Origin of the sequence: Eikenella corrodens (genome assembly GCF_900187105.1) — a bacterium.
In the GTDB taxonomy this organism is placed as follows: domain Bacteria; phylum Pseudomonadota; class Gammaproteobacteria; order Burkholderiales; family Neisseriaceae; genus Eikenella; species Eikenella corrodens.
In genome coordinates this window covers 185,929-211,423 of the sequence record NZ_LT906482.1, presented here as the reverse complement: position 1 = coordinate 211,423, position 25,495 = coordinate 185,929, and the positions used below count along the sequence as shown (strand labels likewise).

Sequence of the window (25,495 nt, the reverse complement as noted above, 5' to 3'; positions counted from 1 at the left end):
CAGGTAGCCTTATTCATCAACGGTTGTTCTGTATGCGCTGCCCGGCGCGGCGGGCAGCGGGGCTGTTGGGGTAGGTTTGTATCAGCTTGCGCCAGGTAACGCGGGCGATGTCGCGTTGCTGCATGCCCCATTGGCAGCTGCCGACGCTGTAGAGGGCTTCGGCGGCTTTGGGGTTGGCGGCGAAGCGGGTGGCGAAGCGTTGGCCGGTGAGGATGACGGATTCGCAGTTGCGCAGTTTTTCGTGGCTCTGCATCAGCAGGAAGAGGGCGTTTTGCTCGGTGCGGCTCCCGCTGCCGCTGCGTTCGGCGAAGCGCAGCTGCTGCAGGGCTTGGCTGTAGAGGCCGCTGCGATAGAGTTGCAGGGCTTGCTGGTAGGCTTGCTCTTGCGGGTTTTCAGCCGGAGCGGCGGCGGGTTCGGCGCTGCTGTGGCTGGTGCTGCGGCGGGAGGCAGCGCGGGTGTCGAGGAGCTGGGCGAGCTGTTGCTGGCGTTGTTGCAGCTCGCCGATTTGGCTGCGCAGTTCGGCGACTTGCTGTTGCAGTTGGCCGATTTGCTGGTTGTGGGCGTTGAGCTCGGTTTCGATGCGCTGCGGGGGCAGGGGGCTGCCGGCAGGGGTTGGCGATGCTTGGGGCAGGGCGGTGCAGGCAGCGAGGCCGCAGAGGGCGGCGGGGATGATTAGGCGCATGGGGTTTCCTCGGGATGACGTTTGCGCAGCAGGGTGAGGCCGTCGCCCAGGGGTAGGGTGAGGGCGGCTACGCGGGAGTCGGTTTGCAGGGATTGGTTGAAGGCGCGGATGCGCTCGATGGATTCGGGCGCGGGTTCGGCATTTTCTTGATACACGCGGCCGCCGAGCAGGAGATTATCGATGGCGATGAGGCCGCCCGGGCGCAGCAGGGTGAGGCAGCGTTCGTAGTAGTGGGCGGTGGGCGGTTTGTCGGCATCGATCAGGGCGAAATCGTAGCTGCCGCTGCGGCCTTGCCGGATGAGTTGGTCGAGTGTGATGAGGGCGGGCTGGAGGTGGAGCCCGATTTTGTGTTCCACGCCGGCTTCGCGCCAGAAGCGACGCGCGGTGTTGGTGTAGGTGATGTTGATGTCGCAGGCGGTGAGGCGGCCGTGTTCGGGCAGGGCGAGGGCGACGGCGGTGCTGCTGTAGCCGGTGAACACGCCGATTTCGAGGCAGCGTTCGGCGCGGATGAGCTGCACGAGAAAGGCGAGGAGCTGGGCTTGCTCGGCGGCCAGGTGCATTTTGCCCATACGGTGCTGCGCGGTGGTTTGGCGCAGGCGTTGCAACACTTCTGCTTCGCGCGGGTTGATGCTTTTCAGGTAGCCTGCAAGGCCGGGGGGCAGATGGTCGGTGGCTGCGGTCATGGCGCGGCGCGGGATTTAGTAGGAATAGTAGGTGTAGGGTTTTTTGGCGACTTTGCCGGCGGCGAAATCGGCCTGCTCTTCGGGGTTGAGCTCGACATCCCACAACAGGCCGCGGTTTTGGAGGCGGCGTTCTTGCTCTTCTGGGTGTTCTTCGATGTATTTTTGCAGGAACTGGGTGGCGTCGGATTGGTAGTTATACATGGTGTGTTTTCCTGTGGTGCGGGGTAGCGGCGATTATAACGGAAAGCGCTTGGTTTGGCAGCCGTTGCGGCGAAAGGTTATACTGCGCACTTTATCTGAAACACGCGCCTGCGCGCACACCGCAGGCTACCTGAAAAACAAGAAGAGAATACCCCCCTATGCTGACTAGATGGCTGCGCAAAATCCTGCCGGGCAAACCTGAAGCCGCCGCAACATATTCACACAAACAGGTGCTGCCGCAAAACGAACACGGCATCACGCCGGACGGGATCAGCTATGCGGCGGAAAAGGTGGTGTCGCGGTTGCAGCAGGCCGGGTTTGAGGCTTATGTGGTGGGCGGCGCGGTGCGCGATTTGCTCTTGGGCATCGAGCCGAAAGATTTCGATGTGGCCACTAACGCCCGCCCCGAAGAAGTGCGCAAAGTATTCCGCCGCAGCCGCATCATCGGCCGCCGCTTTCAGATTGTGCACGTGATGGTGGGGCCGGAAACGATTGAAGTTACCACCTTCCGCGGCGGCGGCAGCCCCGCGCGGCAAAACGAACACGGCCGCATCATGCAAGACAACAGCTACGGCAGCATGGAGCAAGACGCTGCCCGCCGAGATTTCACCTGCAACGCCCTGTATTACAACCCTGCCCGCGGGGAAATCACCGATTTCCATCACGGCGTGGCCGATATCCGCGCCAAACGCCTGGTGATGATTGGCGACGCCCGCGCACGCTATCAGGAAGACCCGGTGCGCATGCTGCGCGCCGCCCGGCTTTCCGGCAAACTCGGTTTTCAGGTAGCCCCCGATACCGCTGCGCCGATTGCCGAATGCCTGCACCTGTTGCCCAAAGAGCCGCTGGCGCGCCTGTTCGATGAAGTGATGAAACTCTTGTTTTCCGGCGCAGCCATCGACTGCCTCAAACAGATGCAGGCCTTGGGCATGGATGGCCAAAGCGTGCACCCCCTGCTTGCCTGCGCTTTAGAAAGGCTACCTGAAAACCAAGGGCGCGGCATCGTGGTGCTTGCCCTCAACAGCACCGACAGCCGCCTGCGCGCCGACCAAGGCGTATCTGTGGGCTTTGTGCTGGCCGCCGTATTGTGGCCGCAGGTGCGCGAGGCTTGGCAGCGCGCTCAGAGTAGCGGGCTCAGAACCATGCCCGCGCTCAGCGCCGCCGTGGCCGAAACCCGCGCTAATATGGAAAAAGGTTGGGGCGTGCCGCACCGCTTCACCGCCTCGATGCGCGAAATCTGGCAGCTCCAGCCCCAATTTGAGCACCGGCGTGGCGCCCGCCCCTTCCGCCTGCTCGCCCAGCCCCGTTTCCGCGCCGCCTACGATTTCCTGCTGCTGCGCGCCCGCGCCGGCGAAGTGGAGCAGGGTATTGCCGACTGGTGGACAGCGTTCCAAGAAGCCGATGAAGAACAGCGCAAGCAGATGATTCAAGCCGCCGAACAACGCCCCGACAGCGGCGACGCCCCTGCCAAAAAACGCCGCCGCCGGCGCAAGAAGAAAACAGGCGCGGCAGATAAGGGCGCGGCCGAATAGGCGGTATTGGATTGAAGCAGCCGTAGGCCGGATTCCCGAATCCGATACCTTATTCAAAGGCTACCTGAAAATTCCGCCGACTCCGTTTTCAGATAGCCCCAATTCCAATCACTCAATGATTAAAAACGCCAAATGAAGCAAGCCATTATTGCCTTGGGCAGCAACCTCGAACAGCCCGTTTCCCAGCTGCAAAACGCTCTGGCCGCGCTGGCCGCGCATCCGCAAGTGCAGGTGTTGGCTGCTTCCTCGTTTTACCGCACCGCGCCGGTGGGTTATGCCGACCAGCCCGACTTTATCAACGCCGTGGCGCTGCTGGCTACCGATTTGCCCGCTGCCGAACTGCTCGCGCTGCTGCACCAAACCGAAGCCGCCGCCGGCCGCGTGCGCAGCTTCCGCAATGCCCCGCGCACGCTGGATTTGGATTTAATCGACTACGCCGGTCAAACGCTCGACAGCCCCGCCTTGCAGCTGCCGCACCCGCGCGCCCACCAGCGCGGCTTCGTGATGATTCCCCTGGCTGAAATCGCCCCGCAGCACATCCTGCCCGGCCAAACCGCCACCGCTGCCGAGCTGGCCGCTACTCTAGGCAATGAAGGTGTGCAACGTTTAGATGAAACAGAGAGTTAAGTTTTCAGGTAGCCTTTAATAGGCTGCCTGAACCCCCGAAGGCTACCTGAAACATTCCAAGGAGAAATCATGCAGTCAGACTACCGCTACATCGTTGTGGAAGGCCCCATCGGCAGCGGCAAATCCCCGCTCAGCCGCAAGCTGGCCGAGCATTTCGGCTGCACCCTCATCAGCGAGCAGCCCGAGAAAAACCCGTTTTTGGAACAGTTCTACCTCAATGCCGCCAACCACGGCTTAGCCGCCGAACTCTACTTCCTGCTGCGCCGCACCGAAACGCTCAACCTCATCGCCGCCGCCGACGAAATCGGCAACGCCAACCACAGCATGCAGCGCGTGGTGAGCGATTTCCTGCTGGAAAAAGACCAGATTTTTGTGCCCACCATCCTGCGCGAAGACGAGCAGGCGCTGTATTGGCAGCTCAAGCAAAAAATCATGCCCGAAATTCCCGTGCCCGATTTGGTGATTTACCTGCAAACCAGCGCTGGAGCCGCTGAAGCGCAGCTGCGCAGCCGTGGCGACAACCACATCAACCTGTTCCCACCCGGCTACCTGCAGCAGGTGCACGAGGAATACCACCGCTATTTCTACCTCTACGACCGCGCCCCGCTGCTGATTGCCAACACCGAAGAGTTGGATTTTGTGAATAATCCCGACCATTTCCAACTGCTGCTGCACGCCATCGCCAATATGCGCGGCAGCCGGCATTATTTGAACTTGAGCGAACGCTAGGGCAGAGGAGAAAGGCTACCTGAAAAATTTCAGGTAGCCTTTCTTCATCCCATGTATCGGCGGTAGGCCGGGCTACCATTTATATATCTCCCATTTACTTGTTCTAACAAAATTGCGCTGATGTTACCTGCGGGTTTCGTCTATACTTCGCCCTGCATTATCAAAGCTGGTCTTGACTTCGATCCTTGCCGCTTTCACGGTGGCAAACTGTGTTTAACCTAACTGAGGGAACTTTGATGAATCTACATGAATATCAAGCAAAAGAGCTGCTTGCGAGCTATGGTTTGCCGGTTCAGGGCGGGATTTTGGCCGCCAACGGCGAAGAAGCTGCTGCCGCCTACGATAAATTGGGCGGCAAATTTGCTGTGATTAAAGCCCAAGTGCACGCTGGTGGGCGCGGTAAGGCAGGCGGCGTGAAAGTGGTGAAAAGCCGCGATGAGGCCAAACAGGTGGCCGAAAGCCTGATTGGCAAAAATCTGGTGACTTATCAAACCGATGCCAACGGCCAGCCGGTAAACAGCGTGTTGGTGTGTGAAGATATGTATCCGGTGCAAACCGAGCTCTATTTGGGCGCGGTGGTAGACCGTGCCGCGCGCCGCGTGGTGTTTATGGCTTCCACCGAAGGCGGTGTGGAAATTGAAAAAGTGGCCGAGGAAACCCCGGAAAAAATCTTCAAAGTGGTTGTCGACCCGCTGGTGGGCCTGCAGCCCTGCCAAGCCCGCGAAGTGGCCTTCAAGCTGGGCTTGAAAGACAAACAAGTCGGCCAGTTTGTGAAACTGATGACCGGCGCCTACCAAGCCTTCATCGAAAACGATTTCGCCCTGTTTGAAATCAACCCGCTGAGCGTGCGCGAAGACGGCAGCCTGGCCTGCGTGGACGCGAAAGTGGGCATCGACGGCAATGCTTTGTACCGCCTGCCGAAAATCGCCGAGCTGCGCGACAAATCGCAAGAAAACGAGCGCGAGCTGAAAGCTTCCGAATTTGAGCTGAACTATGTGGCGCTGGAAGGCAATATCGGCTGTATGGTGAACGGCGCCGGCCTGGCGATGGCCACCATGGACATCATCAAGCTCAAAGGCGGCCAACCGGCCAACTTCCTCGACGTGGGCGGCGGCGCCACCAAAGAACGCGTGGTGGAAGCTTTCAAGCTGATTTTGGAAGACAAATCCGTGAAAGGCGTGCTGATCAACATTTTCGGCGGTATCGTGCGCTGCGATATGATTGCCGAAGCCATTGTGGCCGCCGTGAAAGAAGTGAACGTAACCGTGCCCGTGGTGGTGCGCCTCGAAGGCAACAACGCTGAATTGGGCGCGAAGATTCTGAACGAATCCGGCCTGAAACTCACTTCCGCCGACGGCCTGAACGACGCCGCCGAGAAAATTGTTGCCGCCGTAAACGCCTAAGGAGAACAGAATGAGCGTATTGATTAATAAAGACACCAAAGTATTGGTACAGGGTTTTACCGGTAAGAACGGTACTTTCCACTCCGAACAAGCGATTGCCTACGGCACCAAAGTGGTGGGCGGCGTTACCCCCGGCAAAGGCGGCCAAACCCATCTGGGCCTGCCCGTGTTCAACACCATGAACGAAGCCGTGCGCGAAACCGGCGCCGATGCCTCCGTGATTTATGTGCCCGCGCCTTTCGTGCTCGATTCCATTGTGGAAGCCGTGGATTCCGGCGTGAAACTGGTGGTGGTGATTACCGAAGGCGTGCCCACGCTGGACATGCTCAAAGCCAAACGTTATCTCGAAACCAACGGCAACGGCACCCGCCTGGTGGGTCCGAACTGCCCCGGCGTGATTACCCCCGGCGAATGCAAAATCGGCATTATGCCCGGCCACATCCACCAGCCCGGCAAAATCGGCATCATCTCCCGTTCCGGCACGCTCACTTATGAAGCCGTGGCGCAAACCACCAAGCTCGGCCTCGGCCAATCCACCTGTATCGGCATCGGCGGCGACCCGATTCCGGGCATGAACCAAATCGACGCGCTGAAATTGTTTGAAGCCGACCCGCAAACCGAAGCCATCATCCTGATTGGCGAAATCGGCGGCACGGCCGAAGAAGAAGCGGCCGAGTTCATCCAGTCGAACGTGTCCAAACCGGTGGTGGGCTACATTGCCGGCGTTACCGCGCCCAAAGGCAAACGCATGGGTCATGCCGGCGCCATCATCTCCGGCGGCAAAGGCACGGCGGAAGAGAAATTCCGCGCCTTCGAAAAAGCCGGCGTGGCCTACACCCGCAGCCCGGCCGAATTGGGCAGCACCATGTTGGAAGTGCTGAAAGCCAAAGGCTTGGCATAATCCGGTTTGATTAGCTGATGAGGCTACCTGAAGATTTTCAGGTAGCCTTTTTTGCCGCAACAGAGGCTACCTGAAAATCTTGTGCAGGCTTAATGTGTGGAAAGCAGCTTGGACGCGAACGCCTGATCTATAGTGAATTAAATTTAAATCAGGACAAGGCGACGAGCCGCAGACAGTACAGATAGTACGGCAAGGCGAGGCAACGCTGTACTGGTTTAAATTTAATTCACTATACTGCTGTGGAGTGGCCGGGCACTATATGCGTTTCATATATCCTATATGCCAAGAAAGGCTACCTGAAAAACGGTTTATCCTGCTTTCAGGTAGCCTTTTAGTCTGCCGCACGGGCAGACTGTTTATTGCCCGCGCAGGAACAGGGAGTCGAGGTCGGCGAGGGTGAGTTTTACCCAGGTGGGGCGGCCGTGGTTGCATTGGTTGCTGCGGGGGGTGTTTTCCATATCGCGCAGCAGGGCGTTCATTTCGGGCAGGGTGAGGCGGCGGCCGGCGCGCACGGAGCCGTGGCAGGCCATGGTGCTGAGGATGCGGTTTTCGCGCTCTTCCACGGTGCGGATGCTGCCGGTGTGGGCGGCTTCTTGCAACATGCTGCGGGCGAGCTCGGGAATATCGGCTTTGCTCAGCATCTGCGGCACGGCGCGTACGGCGATGGTGTGGCTGCCCACGGCGGAGCAGTCGAGGCCGTATTGGCGCAGCAAATCGGCGTATTCGGCCAGGGCGGCCATTTCTTCGTGGCCGGCTTCGAAACTCACGGGAATGAGCAGCTGCTGGCTGTGCAGGCTGCCGTGGCTTTGGCGTTGGGCTTTCATTTTTTCGTAGTTCACGCGCTCGGCGGCAGCGTGCATATCGATTAAGAGTAGGCTGTTTTCGGCTTGAGCGAGGATATAAATGCCGAGCAGCTGGGCGATGGCGAAGCCGAGCGGATGTTCTTCGGCATGGGTTTCAGGTAGCCGGGCGGCTTCTGCGCCGGGGGCGAAGCGGCTTTGCTCGAGGGCGGCAAGCTCGGGGTCTTCGCTGCCGCTGTGTTTGTAGAGCTCGGCATAGGTTTGCCAGGCGGCGCGGCTTTCTTGCAGGGTGAGGCGTTGCTGCTGCGGGGCGCGGGCGGGGCTATAAGCAACGGGGGGGCGGGCGCTGGGGCTACCTGAAAACTCGCCTTGCCCGCTTTCAGGTAGCCTTTGGCTGTGGATGTGTTGCAGCAGACTGCCGGCGTTGCTCACGCTGTCGGTTTGGTCGGCGCGGGTATCGGCCAGCGTTTTGTTCAGGGTGTGGAACACGAGCCGGTGTACGGCTTGGCTGTCGCGGAAGCGGATTTCGGTTTTGGTGGGGTGCACGTTTACGTCCACCATTTCGGGCGGCAGTTCGAGAAACAGCACGAAGGCGGGGGTGATTTGCTGGTGCAGCACGTCGCGGTAGGCCTGTTTGGCGGCGTGCAGCATCACTTTGTCGCGCACGAAGCGGTTGTTTACAAAACAGTATTGCTGGCTGCTGCGGCCTTGGGCGAAGGTGGGTTTGGCAATGAGGCCGTGCAAACGGAGGATGCCGTTGCCGCTGTCGATGGGTAGAGAGGCGGCCTGAAAATCCGCGCCCAGCACGGCGGTGATGCGCTCATTTTGGCTTTGGGCGGGGTATTTGGCGGTGGTTTTGCCGTTGTGAACAAGCTCGAAGGCAATGTGCGGGTTGGCTAGGGCGAGGCGGTCGAACATGGTGGCGCAGTGGGCGTATTCGGTGTTTTCGGATTTGAGGAATTTGCGCCGGGCGGGGGTGTTGAAGAAGAGGTCGGCCACTTCCACGCTGGTGCCTACGGGATGGGCGGCCGCGGCGGTAGGCTCGATTTGCCCGTCGCGGGCGCGCACTTGGCGGGCGGCAGTGCTGCCTTCCTGGCGGCTGGTGAGGGTGAGGCGGGACACGGAGGCGATGCTGGCCAGCCCTTCGCCGCGAAAACCCATGCTGCGCACGTGTTCCAAATCTTGCAGCGAGGCGATTTTGCTGGTGGCGTGGCGGGAGAGGGCGAGCGGGAGGTCGTCGGCGTGGATGCCGCTGCCGTTATCGGCCACGCGGATGAGGCGGATGCCGCCGCCGGCCAGCTCAACCTGGATGCGGGTGGCGCCGGCATCAATACTGTTTTCGATGATTTCTTTGAGCGCGGCAGCGGGGCGTTCCACCACTTCGCCGGCGGCGATTTGGTTCACGAGGTGGTCGGGCAGGGCATGGATACGGGGCATGATGGGTCTCGGGGTTGGGCTACCTGAAAAGGCTGGGTTTATTTTTCAGGTAGCCTTCAACCGTTTTGCAGTTTGGCGATATCGGGCGTGATCACGCGCACATCGGCATTTTGGGCGCGGTGGCGCAGGGAGTGGTCGGCGAGCACGAGGGCGAGCATGGCTTCGGCGATGGGGGCGGCACGCAGGCCGACGCAGGGGTCGTGGCGGCCGTGGGTTTCGAGCATAACGGGCTGGCCGTGGATGTCGATGCTGCGGCGCGGCGTGGCGATGGAACTGGTGGGCTTCACGGCGAAGTCGGCGCGGATGGTTTGGCCGGTGGAAATGCCGCCGAGGATGCCGCCGGCATGGTTGCTGGCGAAGCCTTGCGGCGTGAGCTCGTCGCCGTGTTGGCTGCCACGTTGGCGCACCACGTCGAAGCCGTCTCCGACGGATACGGCTTTCACGGCGTTGATGCCCATCAGGGCGTGGGCGATGTCGGCGTCCAGCCGGTCAAACACGGGTTCGCCGAGGCCGACGGGGACGTGTCGCGCTTCAATATGCAGCTTTGCGCCCACGGAGTCGAGCGATTTGCGCACGGAATCCATATAGGCTTCCAAGTCGGCGATTTGGCTTTGGTTGGCGGCAAAGAAGGGGTTTTGGCCGATAAATTCTTCGCCTTCAAATGCGATTTCGAGTTCGCCCACCTGGCTCACCCAGCAGACGATTTCGGTGCCGAACTGCTCGCGCAGCCATTTTTTGGCCACGGCACCGGCGGCCACGCGGGCGGCGGTTTCGCGGGCGGAGCTTCTGCCGCCGCCGCGATAGTCGCGGATGCCGTATTTGTGCCAATAGGTGTAGTCGGCATGGCCGGGGCGGAATTGTTGGGCAATGTTGCCATAGTCGCGGCTGCGTTGGTCGGTGTTGCGGATGAAGAGGGCGATGGGCGTGCCGGTGGTGCGCCCTTCAAACACGCCGGAGAGGATTTCCACTTGGTCGGCTTCGCGCCGCTGGGTAACGTGGCGGCTGGTGCCGGGGCGGCGGCGGTCGAGGTCGGGCTGGATGTCGGCTTCGGCCAGCGGCAGGCCGGGCGGGCAGCCGTCGATGACGCAGCCGATGCCTGCGCCGTGGCTTTCGCCGAAGGTGGTGATGCGGAAGAGTTGTCCGAAGGAATTGCCGGGCATGATGGTTGAAACAAGAAGATTGGGAAGATGCGGGCGAGTTTAGCACAAAGGCTACCTGAAAATGATTTTTCAGGTAGCCTTCGGCTATTCGGCAGCCTAAGCCTTTTTCACAAATTCAGATTTGAGGTTGAGCGCGGTGCCGTTTACTTTGCAGGCGATGTCGTGGTCACCTTCCTGCAGGCGGATGTTTTTCACTTTGGTGCCTTGTTTGAGCACCAGCGAGCTGCCTTTCACTTTCAGGTCTTTGAGCAGCACCACGCTGTCACCGTTGGCCAGCGGTGTGCCGTAGGCATCAACTACGCTGAGGGCATCGTCTGCTTCGGCGGCGGCATCGGCCTGGGCCGACCATTCGTGGGCGCATTCCGGGCAAACGAGGTTGGCGTCGTCTTCATAGGTGTATTCGGATTGGCATTGCGGGCAGGGCGGGAGGGTAGTCATTCGTTTTCCTTGTGGTTTTGAAAGTTGGGAGGCTACCTGAAAGCTGGCAACGGCTTTCAGGTAGCCTGATGAGGCGGGGGGATTATAACGCGGCCAGCACGGCATCGCCCATGCCGCTGCAAGATACGAGCTGGGTGCCTTGTTCGTAAATATCGCCGGTGCGCAGCCCCTGTTCCAGCACTTTCTGCACGGCGTTTTCCACCTGCGCGGCACGGGCTTCGTCGTTTAGGCTGTAACGCAGCAGCATGGCCAGCGAGAGGATGGTGGCCAGCGGGTTGGCTTTGTTTTGCCCGGCGATGTCGGGCGCGGAGCCGTGCGACGGTTCGTACAGGCCTTTGCCGTTTTCGTCCAGCGAGGCGGAGGGCAGCATGCCGATGGAGCCGGTGAGCATGGAGGCTTCGTCGGAGAGGATGTCGCCGAAGATATTGCCGGTGGCAATCACGTCGAATTGCTTGGGCGCGCGCACGAGCTGCATGGCGGCATTGTCCACATACATGTGGGAGAGTTCGACGTCGGGGTATTGTTTGCCGATTTCTTCAAAGATTTCGCGCCACAGCTCGGTGGTTTCCAGCACGTTGGCTTTGCCCACAGAGCACACTTTTTTGCTGCGTTTTTGCGCGGCGCGGAAGGCAACGTGGGCGATGCGGCGGATTTCGCTTTCACTGTAGCGCATGGTGTTGAAACCTTCGCGCTCGCCGTTTTCCAGTGTGCAGATGCCGCGCGGCTCGCCGAAATAGATGTCGCCGGTCAGTTCGCGCACAATCAGAATGTCCAGCCCGGCCACGATTTCGGGCTTGAGCGTGGAGGCGTTAGCCAGCTCTTTATACAAAATGGCGGGGCGCAGGTTGGCAAACAGGTTCAAATCTTTGCGGATGGCCAAGAGGCCGCGTTCGGGGCGTAGCGGGCGTTCCAGATTGTCGTATTGCGGGCTGCCCACCGCGCCGAGTAGCACGGCATCGGCGGCGCGGCACAGGTTTTGCGTGAACTCGGGATAGGGGCTGCCGAATTGGTCGTAGGCTTCGCCGCCCAATGGGGCGTATTCGTAGGATACGTCCAGGCCTTGTTCGATCAATTTGTCGAGCACGCGCACGGCTTCGCGCACGATTTCGGGGCCGATGCCGTCGCCTTTGAGGATGGCTAGTTTTTTAGTCATGAGGGTAATTCCTTTATAGAAGGTGGATAACTATTTTCAGGTAGCCTTACTTCGGATTGGAGGCTACCTGAAAACCTTAATGGGGCTGAAACAGGCTGATTTCGCCGTTATGGTATTGGTAGAGCAGGGTGGAAATGGTGTAGGGGCCTTCTTCGGCAATCTGTGCGGCGGCAACTTTCAGGGTGGCGATGGCGCGCTCGTCGGAAGGGTTGCACAAAATCAGCACGTTGCGTGCAGGGATAGCTAGCACGGGGTTGGCGGGCAGCACGGGGTCGCTCGGCAGGATTTCGTTTAAGATCAGGATGAGGGAAGCGTCGTAGTCGCTGTCGAGCAGGACTTGGGTGAGGCTGCTTTCTTCTACGTGCTCAATCTGTATTTTGCCCTGCATATATTGGCGCAGGTTGGCGAGGGCGGTGTGGTGTAGGGCGGCATCGTCGGCCAGGCCGGCGGCGACGGCGTCTTCGCGGCTGAGGGAGCGCATGGCTTCGCCGGTGTCGAGCATGTAGAGCAGCACCAAATCGCCGGCAATCGGGCGGTAGATAACGGACTCTTCGGGTTCGGTGCCGGCTACTTGGGTAGCCTGCCGCAGGTGTTCGAGCCAGAGGCCGTTTTTAATCACAGGGAATACCTGCTCGGCACGGGCTTGCGGCCGCTCGGCCATCATTTGCCGCACCACGGCGGTGTTGGCGGCGAGGATGGCATCTAAATCGGCCGGGGCTTGCAGATAGCGGGCGTAGTGGTTGCCCAGATAGAGCCTGCCTTCGCCCACCTGCAACACAGTGTCTTCAAGGCTCTTGCCCCATTCGATTTGCGCATCCACGGCACAATCGCGGCGGATGTGCTCGGCAAAGTGTTGGATAAACTGCCGCCAATCCATTGTTTTCGGCTCGCGGCCGAAGAGTCTGCTGAAGAAAGACATTTTCCGATTCCTTTGTTGTTATGAAATGCTTATCCGAGCGGCCTGAAGGCTACCTGAAAATGGGATGCGCGTTATTTGATTTTATTATAGTGAATTAAATTTAAACCAGTACAGCGTTGTCTCGCCTTGCCGTACTATCTGTACTGTCTGCGGCTCGCCACCTTGTCCTGATTTAAATTTGGGGCTTAGGAAGCAAAATCACTCAATATAGTGATAAGCTTCTGAAATGAATTTAAAAAACAAGTACCAAAAGTTCAGTAAAATTACCGAGCCCAAATTTCGCCAGCTCCTGCGGCTGTTTGCTTTGGATTTGACTGCCTCCGATACCGAAAAACTGACGGGTGTCAGCATCAGAAGTGTCAATAACCTGTACCTGAAATTGCGCCGGCGTTTGGCTGACGAATGCGGGAGGCAGGCACCTTTATACGGCATTGTAGAATTGGACGAATCCTATTTTGGTGCCAAACGCATCAGAGGCAAACGCGGGCGCGGTGCGGGTGGGAAAACCATCGTTTTCGGCATTTTGAAACGCGGGGACAAGGTTTATACCGAGATTGTTCCCGATGCCTCTAAGGCAACGCTGCAAAAGGTCATTAGAGGTCGTGTCGGTATCGAGAGTGTCATCAATACCGACGGTTGGCGCGGTTATCAGGGATTGGTTGACATGGGTTTTGCCAAACATTTCAGGGTACATCATGGTGACAATGAGTTTGTCCGTGGTACGCGGCATATTAACGGTATTGAATCTTTTTGGAGTTACGCCAAGCATCGCTTGGTGCAATTTAACGGGGTGCCGAAACATACGTTTTACCTGCATAAAAGAAACCGAGTTCCGCTTCAATCACAGGCATGATGATTTATATAAAATACTGCTGAGAATGTTGCGGGAAAATCCTTTAAAATAAATTTTGCTTCCTAAGTCCCTAAATTTAATTCACTATATTGTGTCTGATGGCGGAAGCAATAAAGGCTACCTGAAAAACTTACTCAATGCGGCAATCTGCGCTTCGGATTTTAAACACAGCCTTGCGGATGGTTTGCCCGGGCTTGCCCACAAGCGGGGCGTGGCCGTCGTTGGGGAAGAAGAGAGCAAATTCACCTATTTCCAAATCAAACCATGTTTCCGGTGTGCTGCGGAAAAATTCGATGTCGCGCTCTTCGTTATAGCCTTGGCCGTGTTGCAGGCGGCTGCGGTCTATCCAGCCGTAGGTTTCCCTGCCGTTTAACGGCACTTGGATATCGATGTGGTTTAAATGCGCTTCGGGCAGGGCGGCTTCGCGTGTGCGCAGGGTTTCGGTTTGAATAAAGAGGCGGATATTCGGGTTGCCGCACGGCACTTGGCCGTCGGGCAGGGCGGCCAAATCCAGGCTTTGCAGCAGGCGGAAGGCTTCGGCAAAGTCGGGGTGCAACGCGGCGTAGCGGGATACATGGGCGATGGTGTCGGTAATCATGGTTTAGGGCTACCTGAAAAGTGCAACAGCATCCTATTGGGCAAGTTGCCGCAAAATATCCAGTGTGGCGTCGTAGTGTTCGGTAATGGGGACAACGCGGCGGCTGGTTTGTTCGATATCTGCACTTTCCTCCGTCCACAGCGGCGGGAAGAAGTGGTAAACGCTGTCGCCGCCCAATGCGGCTGCTTCTTCCTGCCAGCCTGCCCAGCGCACGTTTTCGTAGAACAGCGCCAAATCGCCGCTAAATGCCCAGTTGAGGAAATCGGTGTAGCCCAGTTCGCAGTCTTCCCATTCGAGGGTGTCGGGCGGGAGGTAGAACACATTGCCGGGGGTGCCGTCCAATCCGCCGCCGTTGAGGGCGAAGTAGCCGCCTGCGGCGTCATCGGCAATCAGGTAATAGGGCGCGGGGGCGGCAGGTTCGGATTGTGTGCGGCCGAGATTCCAGCTGCCGAGGCCGCGCGGCAGGCGGGGGCTGCCCGAGCCCAGGATGCGCAGCCAGCCGTGGTCGATGAGAATGCCGCCGGTTTCATACACCACCGCGCCCATCACGGAGCGGGTGCTTACTTGGGTTTTCACCAGTTCGGCTTCTGCAGCGGCCGGATCGCGCGGCAGGATTTCCACCGGATTGGCGGCTTCGGCAAGCCACTCTTGAATCAGCGGCCATGCGGGGTCGGCAGTATTGATGAGGTCGGCTAGTGTTTTCATATAAGGCTACCTGAAAATGAGCGAAGCGAATTTCTGCGAAGCTAAAATGAGCAAGAGCAAAGTTTTGCGAAGCTAAAATGAGAGAGAGGTGTCTGCGAAGCTAAAAATGGGTGGGTTAAGCAGCGGTTCAGATGGCTATACCTTTACTGTGCAGATTCGCTAAGCATTCGGCAAGGTAATCATCGTCGTGTTCGGCATAAATCGGGTTGCCGACAGGCTCTTCCGCCAAATCGGGATAGGGCGGGCAGGTGTTGCCGCGATGGTTTTTATCGCGCCACGCGGGATCTGGCCGGTAGCCGCGCTGCTGCATTTCGTCCATGATGAGGACGTGGTAGGCATAGAGCAGATAGGGGCTGTGGGCGAAGACGTAGTTTACGGTAGCGTGCGGCCGGCCCCAGCCGTTGCCGCGCAGGGCGGCGCATTCGCGGTGTTGGCCGAGCAGCTGGGCGCGGGGGAGTTGGGGGATAAGGGCTTGGTGCCACAGGCGCATGGTGATTCCCTAAATAAAGGCTACCTGAAAAAGGGAGAGTGGATTTCAGGTAGCCTGCAATGGTTTAGTTAATGGGGCGGGTTTCGCCGCTCACGGGGTCATCAATTTGCATACGGCCGCTGGCTTTGTCCACTTCGTAGCCGAACAGGCGGGGGGCGGTGTGTGGATCGCCACCGCAGCGGGCGTCGTGTTTTTCGTGCACGTCCACGGTGTAGTTGTTGGCAGTTTCGGTGGTGATGAACAGCAGGCATTCCGGTTTCAGGCTGGTTAGCCGGTGGCGGGCAACGGAGGCAGACACGCGAGCCACGGCTTGGTCTTTGTTGCTGATGGGCTCGGCTTGGGCGCTGAGGGAGAGGAGGGGCAGCAGGGCTGTGAGGAGGAGTGCGGGTTTCATAATGTTTTCTATTGGAGCTGGGAAAGATAGCAGGCTACCTGAAAAAAGGTTTGAGCTTCGCTGAAACTTGCTTTCAGGTAGCCTTGGGTTTAGCTGTTAAACAGCCAGGGTTGGCTTTGGCGGCGCTGTGCTTCAAAGGCGCGGATTTGGTCGGCGTGTTGCAGGGTGAGGCCGATTTCGTCGAGGCCGTTGAGCAGGCAGTGTTTGCGGTGTTCGGTGATGTCGAATTTAAACACGGTGCCGCCGGGGGTGGTAACGGTTTGCTGTTCTAAATTGATGCTGAGCCGATAGCCTTCGGTGGCATAGGTTTCCTGGAAGAGTTGTTCCACCTGCTCTTCAGTCAGCACGATGGGCAGCAGGCCGTTTTTGTAGCAGTTATTAAAGAAAATATCGGCAAAGCTGGGGGCGATGACGGCACGGAAGCCGTAGTCGTCGAGCGCCCACGGGGCGTGCTCGCGCGAGGAGCCGCAGCCGAAGTTTTTGCGCGTGAGCAGAATTTGCGCGCCTTGGTAGCGCGGCTGATTCAGCGAAAAATCGGGATTGAGCGGACGCTTGCTGTTGTCCATGCCCGGCTCGCCGTGGTCGAGATAACGCCATTCGTCGAAGCAGTTTACGCCGAAGCCGCTGCGTTTGATGGATTTGAGGAATTGTTTGGGGATGATGGCGTCGGTGTCCACATTATTGCGGTCGAGCGGGGCAACAAGGGCAGTGAGCTGGGTAAAGGCTTTCATGGCGGGTCTTTGTGGTTTGCTTAAAGGCTACCTAAAAAATGTAGCCTTTGATTTATATTGGATATTTTCAATGCCGGCAGGCGCTCAGGCCTGCCGGACGATAGGCTTATTCAGTGGCGTTTTCGATTTTCTCGCCCACGTGGGAAATACCGCGGCCAACGGCATTGCTGCCCTTGCGCACTGCTTCGCGGGTGTTGTCGATGTTGTTGGCAGTGTCTTCTTTTACGCCGTGCCAAGTGCTGGAACAGGCAGAAAGGCCGATGGCGGTAATGGCGAGGATGAGAAGGTGTTTCATGTTTTCAGCTCCTTATGTGAAGAAATGAAAGATGCACGATTAGCTCGTGTGGCTTTATTATCGGCCAAAACAGCAAGGCCGACGGCTGATTTAGCCTGAATTTATCGGATTTTACTTTTCAGGTAGCCTTTGCAGCCGGGCAACTGCCGGATTAAAAATCGGCTTCATAACCGTGGCCTCGGCTACCGTAAAAAATCAACCAGCGCGCTAGAGAATAGACAATGTGTAATTGGCTTTCCAAACTTTCTGGCTCGGCTTCTGGCGGTTCGTATTGGTCTTTTAGATATTCCAAGCCGTGTTGCTGCGCAGCGGGGGTAACTGCGGCAATCAGTCGGTGGGCATAATCTACAGCTTCTTCGGCCAAATGGTTCGACCATGCTTCGTTGAGCAAATCTTCGCCGATCAGCTCCTGGCAGTCGGCTAGGAATTGGCCGCGGAATACGTTTTCGTCTTGACCAAAGGCGCGATATACCGGCACGCTGTCTTGTTCCGGAGCCAATTCGATTACATAGTAGCCTTGGTAATCTTGGTAAACTTCATCAAACGGCGGTTTATCCGGATTATCGTCGGCATCATATTGTTCGCGCAGCCAAGCGTCTGCCTGAGCATCTCTACCCACTTGCGGTGCCTTGATGGTTTCATAGCTGGGTATGCCGAGCGCGAACCATTCTTCCAGCAGTTGTTCCCGCTGGTCGGGAGAAAGATTTTCCGACGGTATCAGACTATATAGCTCGTAAAAGCGTTGCTCCTTGCCCGCTTTGGGTTTGCTTAAAGGGCGCATATCCAATCCCATATGGTTTTCCTTTCGTAGTCGGATTTTCAGGTAGCCTCTGCAGGGGGCTGTTTAACGGTTGCGGCCGGGGTTGTATTTGAGCACGATGCGGGTGAGGTCGCCGCGGTGGCGGCGGCAGAAAGCATCTGCTTCGGCCCTGCTGGGGCGGCGTTTGCCGTCTTGGCCGAGCAGGCGGATGGCGGGGTGTTCGCGCAGCATGGAAGCGATCGGTTCGCTTTCAATTTGTTTGCCGCATTCGCCGTAGCGGGCGAAGCCTTCGTAAACGTTGTTGAGGCGGGTGCGCGTGTCGATTTCGGCGCGGGCAATACGCGGACAGGCGGCGATGAAGGCTTCAAACATGGCAAATTCGCTCAGCACGGTGCGGCACTGCTCCGGTGTGGGTGAGGCGATAGGTTCGGCAGCAGCTAGGGCGGGGCAGAGGGCGGCGAGCAGGAGGGTGGTTTTGAGGAGGGTTTTCATGGCTCAATCTATTGTTTGGGGTTCCTGAGACGGGGGTATTTTAACTTTTTCAGGTAGCCTGTGGGCAGATAGAGGCTACTTGAAAGCGCAGCTTCAACGAAGTTTCGGCGGAGCGGAGCGAAGTTAAAGCCATCAAGCCAGTTGGCGTACATCCACAAAATGCCCGGCCACTGCCGCCGCTGCCGCCATTGCTGGGCTGACGAGGTGTGTGCGGCCGCCGTTGCCCTGCCGTCCTTCAAAATTGCGGTTGGAGGTGGAGGCACAGCGTTCTTGCGGCGCGAGGCGGTCGGCGTTCATGGCCAGGCACATGGAGCAGCCGGGTTCGCGCCATTCGAAGCCCGCGTCGGTGAAGATTTTGTCCAAGCCTTCTTTTTCTGCCTGCTCTTTCACCAAGCCAGAGCCGGGCACGACCAGCACGCGGTTCACGTTGTCGGCCTTTTTGCGGCCTTTGGCCACGGCGGCGGCTTCACGCAAATCTTCGATGCGGCTGTTGGTGCACGAGCCGATGAACACCACGTCCACGGGGATTTCGTTCAACGGCGTACCGGCGGCTAAGCCCATGTATTCCAAGGCGCGCTCCATGCCCGCGCGTTTCACTGCATCGGCTTCGTCGGCGGGGTTCGGCACTTTGCCATCCACGCCCAGCACCATTTCGGGCGACGTGCCCCACGTTACCTGCGGCTCGATGTCTTCGGCGCGGAATTTGTACGTTTTGTCGAATTTCGCGCCTTCATCGGACACCAGCGTGCGCCAGTAGGCCACGGCTTTGTCCCAATCCGCGCCTTTGGGGGCGAATTTGCGGCCTTGGATGTAATTGATTGTGGTGTCGTCCACGGCCACCAGGCCGCTGCGTGCGCCGGCTTCAATCGCCATGTTGCACAGGGTCATGCGGCCTTCCATGGAGAGGCTGCGGATGGCTTCGCCGCCGAATTCGATGGCATAGCCCGTGCCGCCCGCCGTGCCGATTTGGCCGATGATATACAGCGCGATGTCTTTGGCGGTTACGCCCGGTTTCAGGCTACCTGAAACTTCAATCAGCATGGATTTGGACTTTTTGGCGGTGATGCACTGGGTGGCCATGGTGTGTTCCACTTCGGAAGTGCCGATGCCGTGCGCTAGCGCGCCGAACGCGCCGTGGGTGCTGGTGTGCGAATCGCCACACACCACGGTCATGCCGGGCAGCGTCGCGCCCTGTTCGGGGCCCATCACATGCACGATGCCTTGGCCTTTGTCTTTAAATGGGAAATAGGCCAGCGCGCCGAATTCTTTGATGTTTTTATCCAAAGTGTCCACTTGCAGCTTGGAAATCGGGTCTTTGATGCCTTCGTCCCAATGGTCGGTGGGGGTGTTGTGGTCGGCGGTGGAGACCACGCTGTCGATGCGCCACAGCTTGCGGCCGGCCATTTTCAGGCCTTCAAACGCCTGCGGGCTGGTCACTTCGTGCACCAGATGGCGGTCGATATAAAGGAGGACGGTACCGTCTTCTGATTCGTGGACAATATGGCTGTTCCAGAGTTTGTCGTAGAGGGTTTGTGCGCTCATTGGATTTATTCCTTGATATGATTTTGAGGTGGATTATGCACAGAATGTCTAAAAAATGCAAGAATAGAAAAGTAAAGATTATCCTTGGTATAGAATATTTGGATTTGTTTGTACATTTTGTCTAATTGGATTGGTGGGAGGCTACCTGAAACGTGGCTTTAGCCAAATTGCCTTGAATAAAATGGAAATATCTGTACGCCAGATAGCGGATAAAAATAATGGGATAAGGTCGAGGCTGCAGGTGGTGCAGGTAGTACTCCAGACCAGCCAACACGGCAGCTTTCTTATTTTGATTCGCTCTACCGGCCATTCCGAGTTTGGAGTGGATGTGCCCAACGCTTATAATTCATGTAATTCATGCTTGGTTTTACCGCCCATTTGCCGCCTGTGCCACCAGTAGGCTACCTGAAAGAATCCGCTATGATCGAATACCGTTACCCCGCCGCCCAAGCTGCTGCCGAAGTGTTGCAGCGTTTGGCACCGCAGACCGCCGAGCCGGTGCTGCCGCTGTTGGACGAACTGTTTGCCGCGCAAGAGGGCGGCCACAGCTACATCACGCTCGCGCCGCAAGAGGCGGAGGCGTTGCGGCAGGCCGCGCCGGTGGTGGGCGATGGCGGCGCGTTCACGCCTTTGGTGTTGCGCGGGCGGCGGCTGTTTAGTGGCAGGCTGTTTGCACTAGAGCGCAGCGTGGCCGCCGAATTACAACGGATTGCCCATAATCGGGTGAGGCTACCTGAAAACGCCGGGCTGCGGCAACGGTTGCGCGATTGGTTTCCCGATGCCGGGCATAACGGGCAGCGGCTGGCTGCCGCGCTGGCGGTGTTGCAGCCGCTGATGCTGGTAACTGGCGGGCCGGGCACGGGCAAAACCACCACGGTGGCTAAGCTGCTGGCGCTGCTGTGTGCCGATGCGGTCGAGATGCCGCGCATCGCGCTCACCGCCCCCACCGGCAAGGCTGCCGCCCACATGACCCGTTCGCTGCACCGTGCGTTGAGTAGCTTTAAGGTGGGTAGCGAACAGGTGTTGCAGCATTTGACAGTATTGGAAGGACAAACTGTCCACCGGTTGCTGAAGCTGAACCCAGTAGTCGGCTATTCGAAATTTAACCGTGAGCAGCCGCTGCCTTTTGATATTGTGGTGGCCGACGAGGCTTCCATGCTGGATTTGCCGCTGCTGCACCAATTATTGTGCGCCATTCCCGAGCATGGCCGCCTGATTTTGTTGGGCGATGAAAACCAGCTGCCACCAGTGGGCATCGGTGCTGTATTGCCCGTGCTGGCGCAGCCCACCGTGCTCACGGCTAAAGAAGCTGCCCAGTTGGCCGAGTGGCTGCCCGAAGGCGTGCCGTTTGAAGTGCGGGATAACCCGCCGCCCTTGGCCGGCAACGTGGCGCGGTTGGAATACAGCCACCGTTTCGATCCGCAGCGCGGCGTGGGCGCATTGGCACAGGCCGTGGTGAACGGGGAGGCTGCCGCCGCCGAAGCCGCGTTTGCCCGCTTTACCGACGACTTGTTCAGGCTACCTGAAACCCCCGCCGCCTTGGCGCGGCACTTTACCAAACAGTACGAGGCCTACTGGCAGGCGGTAAACAGCGGCGACCCGGCGGCCTGCTTTTCCGCCCAGCAGCAGTTGGTGGTGCTGGCCGCACGGCGCAGCCAGGCGGCAGAGTTCAACCGCGAATACCGCAAGCTCCTGGCCGCGCAGGGTAGGGCGGCGGAACAGGGCTGGTTTGCCGGGCAGGTGCTGATGGTGGCGGAAAACGATTATGCCGTGAACGTGTTTAACGGCGACATTGGCATCGTGCTGCCGCACGGCGACGGGCTGGCTGCGTTTTTCCCCGATGCCGGCGGCTTCCGCGCCGTATCGCTCAGCCGGCTGCCCGCGCACGATACCGCCTTCGCCATGACCGTACACAAAAGCCAAGGCTCGGAATACCAGGAAGTGTGGCTCTTGGGCGACGAGGCCGACTCCGCCCTGTTCGACCGCACCCTGCTCTACACCGCCATCACCCGCGCCCGCCGTCGCTTCGGCTACGCCGGCCAGATGAGTGCCCTTATTGCCGCCGTGCAACGCAAAAACCACCGCCGTACCGGTTTGGGCGAGGCATTGCAATCGCTAAAGTAAATGAGAGTTAGCAAGAAAAAGGCTACCTGAAAGTTTCAGGTAGCCTTTTGTGTACATTAGAGAATTTAGAAAAGGCGTTGGCGACGGCTGCTGATTTCAAAGCCGTGGTTTTGGCTGTTGGTGCAAGTCATGCCGCTGGTGCGGCTGGTACATTGCCAGCCATTGCCACGCAGGGTCTGACCGTAGGGCAGCACGCGGCTGTCGGGGCTGGCGAGACTGTCTCCCACGCAGCCCATTTGGGTGTGGCCGGTGCGGGCGATGGAGAAGTTGCTGCCCCAATCGAGCTCGCAATCGCGCGGTTTGGGGCGGACTGGACGATCGGGCTGGGGAATCTGGCATTCCACTACGCCGGGGGAATGGTCGTACATGCAGTTGATGTTGCCGCTGGGGCTGCGGAACATTTTGATATCGGCATGTGCGGTGCCGGCAGCGAACAGGATGGCTGTGGCGACAAGGGGTAGGATACGCATGGTGTGACTCCATTAGAGTGGTTAGGAAAGAAAGATTTTAGCGCAAAGTTGGATGTTTTTTAGCTCGGTAGAAACTTGTGTTTGCTTTGCAAAAGTTTGTTTCAGGTAGCCTCTTGCTGCATAGAGGCTACCTGAAAATTTACAGCACGGCCTGCGGATAGGCGCCGATGATTTTGACGAAGGCGGCGCGTTCGGCGAGGGCTTCGAGGGCGGGCTGGATTTGGGGGCTGTCAGCGTGGCCTTCGATGTCGATAAAGAAGATGTAGTCCCACAGACCGGCGCGGCTGGGGCGGCTTTCGAGCTTGGTCATGGAGATGCCGTGCTCGGAGAAGGGTTGGAGCAGGTGGTGAACGGTGCCGGGGCGGTTGGGGGCGGAGACGATGAGGGAGGTTTTGTCGCGGCCGGAGGGCTGGGTGCGGTTGTGGCCGAAGATGAGGAAACGGGTGGTGTTGTTGGGCTCGTCTTCGATGTTGGCAGCGAGTTTGGCCAGGTGGTAGTGCTCGGAGGCGGCCTGGCCGGCAATGGCGGCGGCTTGCGGCTCGGCAGCGGCGAGGCGGGCAGCTTCGGCGTTGCTGGCCACGGAAATGCGGGTGGCATGGGGCAGGTGGCGGTTGAGCCACTCGTGACATTGAGCCAACGCTTGGGCGTGGGCATACACTTTTTCCGGCTGCTCACTACCGCTGGGCTGCTGCAATAAATGATGCTGGATGCGCAGGAGCACTTCGCCGCAGGCACGCAGGGGGGTGGAAACCATGAGGTCGAGGGTACGGCCGACCGGGCCTTCGGTGGAATTTTCCACTGGGGCGACGGCATAATCGGCCTGGCGGGTTTCCACCAGGCGGAAGCATTCGTCGATGGAGGGGCAGGGTTGGGTGCGGGCGGCGTGGCCGAAGTGCTTCACGGCGGCTTGTTGGGTGAAGGTGGCTTCGGGACCGAGGTAGGCGATGGTGAGCGGGCGTTCTACGGCGAGGCATTCGCTCATGATTTCGCGGAACAGGCGGGCGACGGCTTCGTCTGGCAGGAGGCCGGCGGCGGTTTGGTTCAGGCTTTGAATGCGCTGCAACACTTGGGCTTCGCGCTCGGGGCGATAAACGATGCCGGTGCCTTTGAGCTCGCCGATGGCGCGGGCGTGGGCGGCGCGTTGGTTGAGCAGATGGAGGATTTCGGCATCGATGGTGTCGATGGCCTGACGGTGGGGGGCGAGGGATTGGTCGGGCATGGCGCGGTCTTTGTGCAGGATGGGGATGGGTTGATTGTATAGCAGATTGGCATCCTTGTTGATACCAGTTGGGCTAAGGGCGCAGCGGAAGTGAAGTGAGCTTGTTATAGCGCAGAAAAACGGGGCGTTGGTGTGGGCTGAATATTTTCAGGTAGCCTTAGATCGGGCGGGAGGCTACCTGAAAAGCATTGCGGGAAAAGTTGGGCAAAGGCTGCCTAAGGCTAGGGTAAAACGTTTATAATCTCGCGTTTTCAGGTAGCCTTTGTTGCCAAGGGCTGCCGCTTCAACCTAAAGATTAAAGAAATTCAACAGAAACATGGACAAATTGAAAATTACCGGCAATGGCCCGTTGCACGGTGAAATCGTGATTTCCGGCGCGAAAAACGCCGCCCTGCCACTGATGTGCGCCGGGCTTTTAACCGAAGATATTTTGCATCTGACCAATGTGCCGATGCTGGCTGATGTGAAAACCACGCACAAACTCCTGCAAGGTATGGGCGCGGAAGTGGAAAGCGATGGCGTGAGCGAATTCAAAATCAACGGCGGCACGGTAAACAATACTTGCGCACCGTATGAATTGGTAAAAACCATGCGTGCTTCCATTTTGGTGCTCGGCCCTACGCTGGCGCGTTTCGGCGAGGCAGAAGTGAGCCTGCCCGGCGGCTGCGCCATCGGCTCGCGGCCGGTGGACCAGCACTTGAAAGGGCTGGAAACCCTGGGCGCGGAAATCGTGATCGAGCACGGTTATGTGAAGGCGCGCGGCAAGCTCAAAGGCGCGCGCGTGGTGATGGACATGGTGACCGTGGGCGGCACGGAAAACCTGCTGATGGCAGCCACACTGGCCGAAGGCACCACCGTGCTGGAAAACTGCGCAGTGGAGCCGGAAGTGGTGGACTTGGCCGAATGCCTGGTGAAAATGGGCGCGAAAATCAGCGGTATCGGTACGCCTTCTATGACGATTGAAGGTGTGGAGAAGCTGCATGGCTGTACCCACAGCGTGGTGCCCGACCGCATCGAAGCCGGCACTTTCCTCTGCGCCGTGGCCATGACCGGCGGGCAGGTACGCCTGCAAAATGCCGCGCCCAAAACCATGGAAGCGGTGTTGGACAAGCTGGTGGAAGCCGGCGCGGAAATCCAAACCGGCGAAAACTGGATCGACATTAAAATGACGCAGCGTCCGAAAGCTGTAGACGTGCGCACCGTGCCGCATCCGGGTTTTCCCACCGATATGCAGGCGCAGTTTATGGCGATGAACGCGGTGGCCGAGGGCAGCAGCCGGATGGTGGAAACCATTTTTGAAAACCGCTTCATGCATGTGCCCGAGCTCAACCGTATGGGCGCGCATATCAGCGCCGAGGGCAACACCGCGCTGGTAAAAGGCGTGGAGCAACTTTCCGGCGCCACCGTGATGGCCACTGACTTGCGCGCTTCGGCCAGCCTGGTGATTGCCGGCCTGGTAGCCGACGGCGATACCATTGTGGAGCGCATCTACCACTTGGATCGTGGCTACGAGCATATCGAAGAGAAGCTAGGTAAAGTGGGCGCGAAAATCGAACGTTTGAAACAGTAGGCAGTTCGAAAGCAAAGGCTACCTGAAAAACCAACCGTAGGGTTTTCAGGTAGCCCCTCAAGCATCAGGAAGCAAAAACAGCCCGATATTCGGGCTGTTTTCCAATATTTGTTGGTTCTGATTAACGGCAGGACAAGCCCAAGATGGTGGGCGGGTTGCCGTTGGACAGTTTGATGCGGCAAGTGGTGCCGGAAGTGCCGGATACCACGGCATAGCGTGCACCGCCTTCGTTGCGGGTGCTGATATTCATCGGCTCTTTCACGCCCATGGATTTGGACGTTTGCGCCAAGTTTTGCACCAATTCAGGCGGCAGGCCGGAAGAGTCGTTGCCGATTTTTACACCGTCGGCCCATGCGGACGCAATCGGCAGCAAAGCCAGCATCAGAATAGTTAATTTGCGTTGCATAGTTAGGTTCTCCTGTGAAAAATGGCTACCGTTGCCGGTAGCTGTGGAAACACTCTACTATATCGGAGTAAGGTTTGACAACGATTATGCCGCTTTTTACCTACGGCAGTGTCGGTAAGTGTCGCATTTTGTGGGCAAGAAATCTAATAGATTTAAATAAATTTCTTTATAAATTAGCTTG

The 25,495-nt window shown here is 58.5% G+C and carries 27 protein-coding genes and 2 pseudogenes; 9 read left to right on the top strand and 20 right to left on the bottom strand.

Annotated features, from left to right (window positions below; translation table 11 throughout):
* Positions 1–16: 16 nt before the first annotated feature.
* Genes CKV94_RS01110 through CKV94_RS01100 form a run of 3 tightly spaced genes read right to left on the bottom strand, consistent with a single transcriptional unit; the run spans position 17 to position 1,566 of the window.
* Entirely contained in the window at positions 17–682 is a 666-nt protein-coding gene (locus tag CKV94_RS01110; protein ID WP_003823189.1) for a tetratricopeptide repeat protein, read from the bottom strand.
* Positions 673–1,365, bottom strand: coding sequence for a class I SAM-dependent methyltransferase (locus CKV94_RS01105; protein ID WP_003823188.1), 693 nt, complete (start codon positions 1,363–1,365; stop codon positions 673–675). Before CKV94_RS01105 ends, CKV94_RS01110 begins: the two co-directional genes overlap by 10 nt.
* Before the next feature lie 15 nt (positions 1,366–1,380).
* Complete coding sequence (locus CKV94_RS01100) at positions 1,381–1,566, bottom strand: DUF3460 family protein (protein ID WP_003823186.1); 186 nt, start codon at positions 1,564–1,566, stop codon at positions 1,381–1,383.
* A 158-nt stretch (positions 1,567–1,724) separates the two neighbouring features.
* Between CKV94_RS01100 and pcnB the strand changes: the two genes are divergently transcribed.
* From pcnB to CKV94_RS11325, 6 genes and pseudogenes are all read left to right on the top strand, one after another.
* Positions 1,725–3,098: a polynucleotide adenylyltransferase PcnB gene (gene pcnB, locus CKV94_RS01095; RefSeq protein ID WP_003823184.1), complete on the top strand. Its 1,374-nt coding sequence runs from the start codon at positions 1,725–1,727 to the stop codon at positions 3,096–3,098.
* A 132-nt stretch (positions 3,099–3,230) separates the two neighbouring features.
* The gene (folK, locus tag CKV94_RS01090; RefSeq protein ID WP_003823183.1) at positions 3,231–3,725 is read left to right on the top strand and encodes a 2-amino-4-hydroxy-6-hydroxymethyldihydropteridine diphosphokinase; all 495 of its coding nucleotides are present in this window, start codon (positions 3,231–3,233) and stop codon (positions 3,723–3,725) included.
* A gap of 69 nt (positions 3,726–3,794) precedes the next feature.
* A complete protein-coding gene (locus CKV94_RS01085) occupies positions 3,795–4,454 on the top strand; it encodes a deoxynucleoside kinase (RefSeq protein ID WP_003823182.1) in 660 nt (219 codons plus the stop codon).
* 236 nt (positions 4,455–4,690) lie between these two features.
* Positions 4,691–5,857, top strand: coding sequence for an ADP-forming succinate--CoA ligase subunit beta (gene sucC / locus CKV94_RS01080; protein ID WP_003823181.1), 1,167 nt, complete (start codon positions 4,691–4,693; stop codon positions 5,855–5,857).
* 10 nt (positions 5,858–5,867) lie between these two features.
* Positions 5,868–6,758 (top strand): succinate--CoA ligase subunit alpha, encoded by an 891-nt coding sequence (sucD, locus tag CKV94_RS01075; protein WP_003823180.1) that lies wholly within the window; start codon positions 5,868–5,870, stop codon positions 6,756–6,758.
* Between the two features lie 128 nt (positions 6,759–6,886).
* Positions 6,887–6,993: pseudogene (locus CKV94_RS11325) on the top strand (IS5/IS1182 family transposase); the annotation flags it as partial.
* Positions 6,994–7,114: 121 nt separating this feature from the next.
* Here the strand turns inward: CKV94_RS11325 and mutL are convergent.
* From mutL to CKV94_RS01050, 5 genes are all read right to left on the bottom strand, one after another.
* Positions 7,115–8,995, bottom strand: coding sequence for a DNA mismatch repair endonuclease MutL (gene mutL, locus CKV94_RS01070; RefSeq protein WP_035580147.1), 1,881 nt, complete (start codon positions 8,993–8,995; stop codon positions 7,115–7,117).
* A 56-nt stretch (positions 8,996–9,051) separates the two neighbouring features.
* The gene (gene aroC, locus CKV94_RS01065; protein WP_003823176.1) at positions 9,052–10,155 is read right to left on the bottom strand and encodes a chorismate synthase; all 1,104 of its coding nucleotides are present in this window, start codon (positions 10,153–10,155) and stop codon (positions 9,052–9,054) included.
* A gap of 96 nt (positions 10,156–10,251) precedes the next feature.
* Positions 10,252–10,593: a zinc ribbon domain-containing protein YjdM gene (locus CKV94_RS01060; RefSeq protein ID WP_003823175.1), complete on the bottom strand. Its 342-nt coding sequence runs from the start codon at positions 10,591–10,593 to the stop codon at positions 10,252–10,254.
* A gap of 82 nt (positions 10,594–10,675) precedes the next feature.
* Complete coding sequence (leuB, locus tag CKV94_RS01055) at positions 10,676–11,746, bottom strand: 3-isopropylmalate dehydrogenase (protein WP_003823174.1); 1,071 nt, start codon at positions 11,744–11,746, stop codon at positions 10,676–10,678.
* Positions 11,747–11,822: 76 nt separating this feature from the next.
* Positions 11,823–12,665, bottom strand: a complete 843-nt coding sequence (locus CKV94_RS01050) for a DUF1444 family protein (protein WP_003823173.1) — start codon at positions 12,663–12,665, stop codon at positions 11,823–11,825.
* Positions 12,666–12,891: 226 nt separating this feature from the next.
* Here CKV94_RS01050 and CKV94_RS01045 point away from each other — a divergent pair.
* Positions 12,892–13,570: pseudogene (locus CKV94_RS01045) on the top strand (IS1595 family transposase).
* Between the two features lie 78 nt (positions 13,571–13,648).
* Here CKV94_RS01045 and CKV94_RS01040 read toward each other — a convergent pair.
* The 9 genes from CKV94_RS01040 to leuC all read right to left on the bottom strand — a co-directional run bounded on the left by CKV94_RS01040 (position 13,649) and on the right by leuC (position 19,525).
* Positions 13,649–14,116 carry a YhcH/YjgK/YiaL family protein gene (locus CKV94_RS01040; protein ID WP_003823172.1) on the bottom strand — a complete coding sequence of 156 codons (468 nt, stop codon included), beginning with the start codon at positions 14,114–14,116 and terminating at the stop codon, positions 13,649–13,651.
* A 33-nt stretch (positions 14,117–14,149) separates the two neighbouring features.
* The gene (locus CKV94_RS01035; RefSeq protein WP_003823170.1) at positions 14,150–14,821 is read right to left on the bottom strand and encodes a DUF2625 domain-containing protein; all 672 of its coding nucleotides are present in this window, start codon (positions 14,819–14,821) and stop codon (positions 14,150–14,152) included.
* A 127-nt stretch (positions 14,822–14,948) separates the two neighbouring features.
* Positions 14,949–15,311 (bottom strand): TIGR02328 family protein, encoded by a 363-nt coding sequence (locus tag CKV94_RS01030; RefSeq protein ID WP_003823168.1) that lies wholly within the window; start codon positions 15,309–15,311, stop codon positions 14,949–14,951.
* A 64-nt stretch (positions 15,312–15,375) separates the two neighbouring features.
* The gene (locus tag CKV94_RS01025) at positions 15,376–15,705 is read right to left on the bottom strand and encodes a hypothetical protein (protein ID WP_003823167.1); all 330 of its coding nucleotides are present in this window, start codon (positions 15,703–15,705) and stop codon (positions 15,376–15,378) included.
* 89 nt (positions 15,706–15,794) lie between these two features.
* Positions 15,795–16,436, bottom strand: a complete 642-nt coding sequence (gene leuD / locus CKV94_RS01020; RefSeq protein WP_003823166.1) for a 3-isopropylmalate dehydratase small subunit — start codon at positions 16,434–16,436, stop codon at positions 15,795–15,797.
* Between the two features lie 106 nt (positions 16,437–16,542).
* Complete coding sequence (locus CKV94_RS01015; protein WP_023886792.1) at positions 16,543–16,731, bottom strand: hypothetical protein; 189 nt, start codon at positions 16,729–16,731, stop codon at positions 16,543–16,545.
* A 151-nt stretch (positions 16,732–16,882) separates the two neighbouring features.
* Complete coding sequence (locus CKV94_RS01010; RefSeq protein ID WP_223417331.1) at positions 16,883–17,512, bottom strand: hypothetical protein; 630 nt, start codon at positions 17,510–17,512, stop codon at positions 16,883–16,885.
* Between the two features lie 63 nt (positions 17,513–17,575).
* On the bottom strand, positions 17,576–17,983 hold the full coding sequence (locus CKV94_RS01005) for a hypothetical protein (RefSeq protein WP_003823163.1): 408 nt from the start codon (positions 17,981–17,983) through the stop codon (positions 17,576–17,578).
* A 132-nt stretch (positions 17,984–18,115) separates the two neighbouring features.
* The gene (leuC, locus tag CKV94_RS01000) at positions 18,116–19,525 is read right to left on the bottom strand and encodes a 3-isopropylmalate dehydratase large subunit (protein ID WP_003823159.1); all 1,410 of its coding nucleotides are present in this window, start codon (positions 19,523–19,525) and stop codon (positions 18,116–18,118) included.
* Between the two features lie 420 nt (positions 19,526–19,945).
* Between leuC and recD the strand changes: the two genes are divergently transcribed.
* Positions 19,946–21,649 (top strand): exodeoxyribonuclease V subunit alpha, encoded by a 1,704-nt coding sequence (gene recD / locus CKV94_RS00990; RefSeq protein WP_035580417.1) that lies wholly within the window; start codon positions 19,946–19,948, stop codon positions 21,647–21,649.
* Between the two features lie 65 nt (positions 21,650–21,714).
* Here recD and CKV94_RS00985 read toward each other — a convergent pair whose 3' ends face one another.
* Together CKV94_RS00985 and pheA are read right to left on the bottom strand one after the other, a co-directional pair.
* A complete protein-coding gene (locus CKV94_RS00985) occupies positions 21,715–22,119 on the bottom strand; it encodes a DUF6636 domain-containing protein (RefSeq protein WP_035580144.1) in 405 nt (134 codons plus the stop codon).
* A gap of 139 nt (positions 22,120–22,258) precedes the next feature.
* Positions 22,259–23,338: a prephenate dehydratase gene (gene pheA / locus CKV94_RS00980; RefSeq protein ID WP_035580142.1), complete on the bottom strand. Its 1,080-nt coding sequence runs from the start codon at positions 23,336–23,338 to the stop codon at positions 22,259–22,261.
* Between the two features lie 316 nt (positions 23,339–23,654).
* Here pheA and murA point away from each other — a divergent pair, with 316 nt between their 5' ends.
* On the top strand, positions 23,655–24,908 hold the full coding sequence (murA, locus tag CKV94_RS00975; RefSeq protein ID WP_003823149.1) for a UDP-N-acetylglucosamine 1-carboxyvinyltransferase: 1,254 nt from the start codon (positions 23,655–23,657) through the stop codon (positions 24,906–24,908).
* A 121-nt stretch (positions 24,909–25,029) separates the two neighbouring features.
* Here murA and CKV94_RS00970 read toward each other — a convergent pair whose 3' ends face one another.
* Entirely contained in the window at positions 25,030–25,314 is a 285-nt protein-coding gene (locus tag CKV94_RS00970) for a hypothetical protein (RefSeq protein ID WP_003823148.1), read from the bottom strand.
* Positions 25,315–25,495 lie beyond the last annotated feature (181 nt).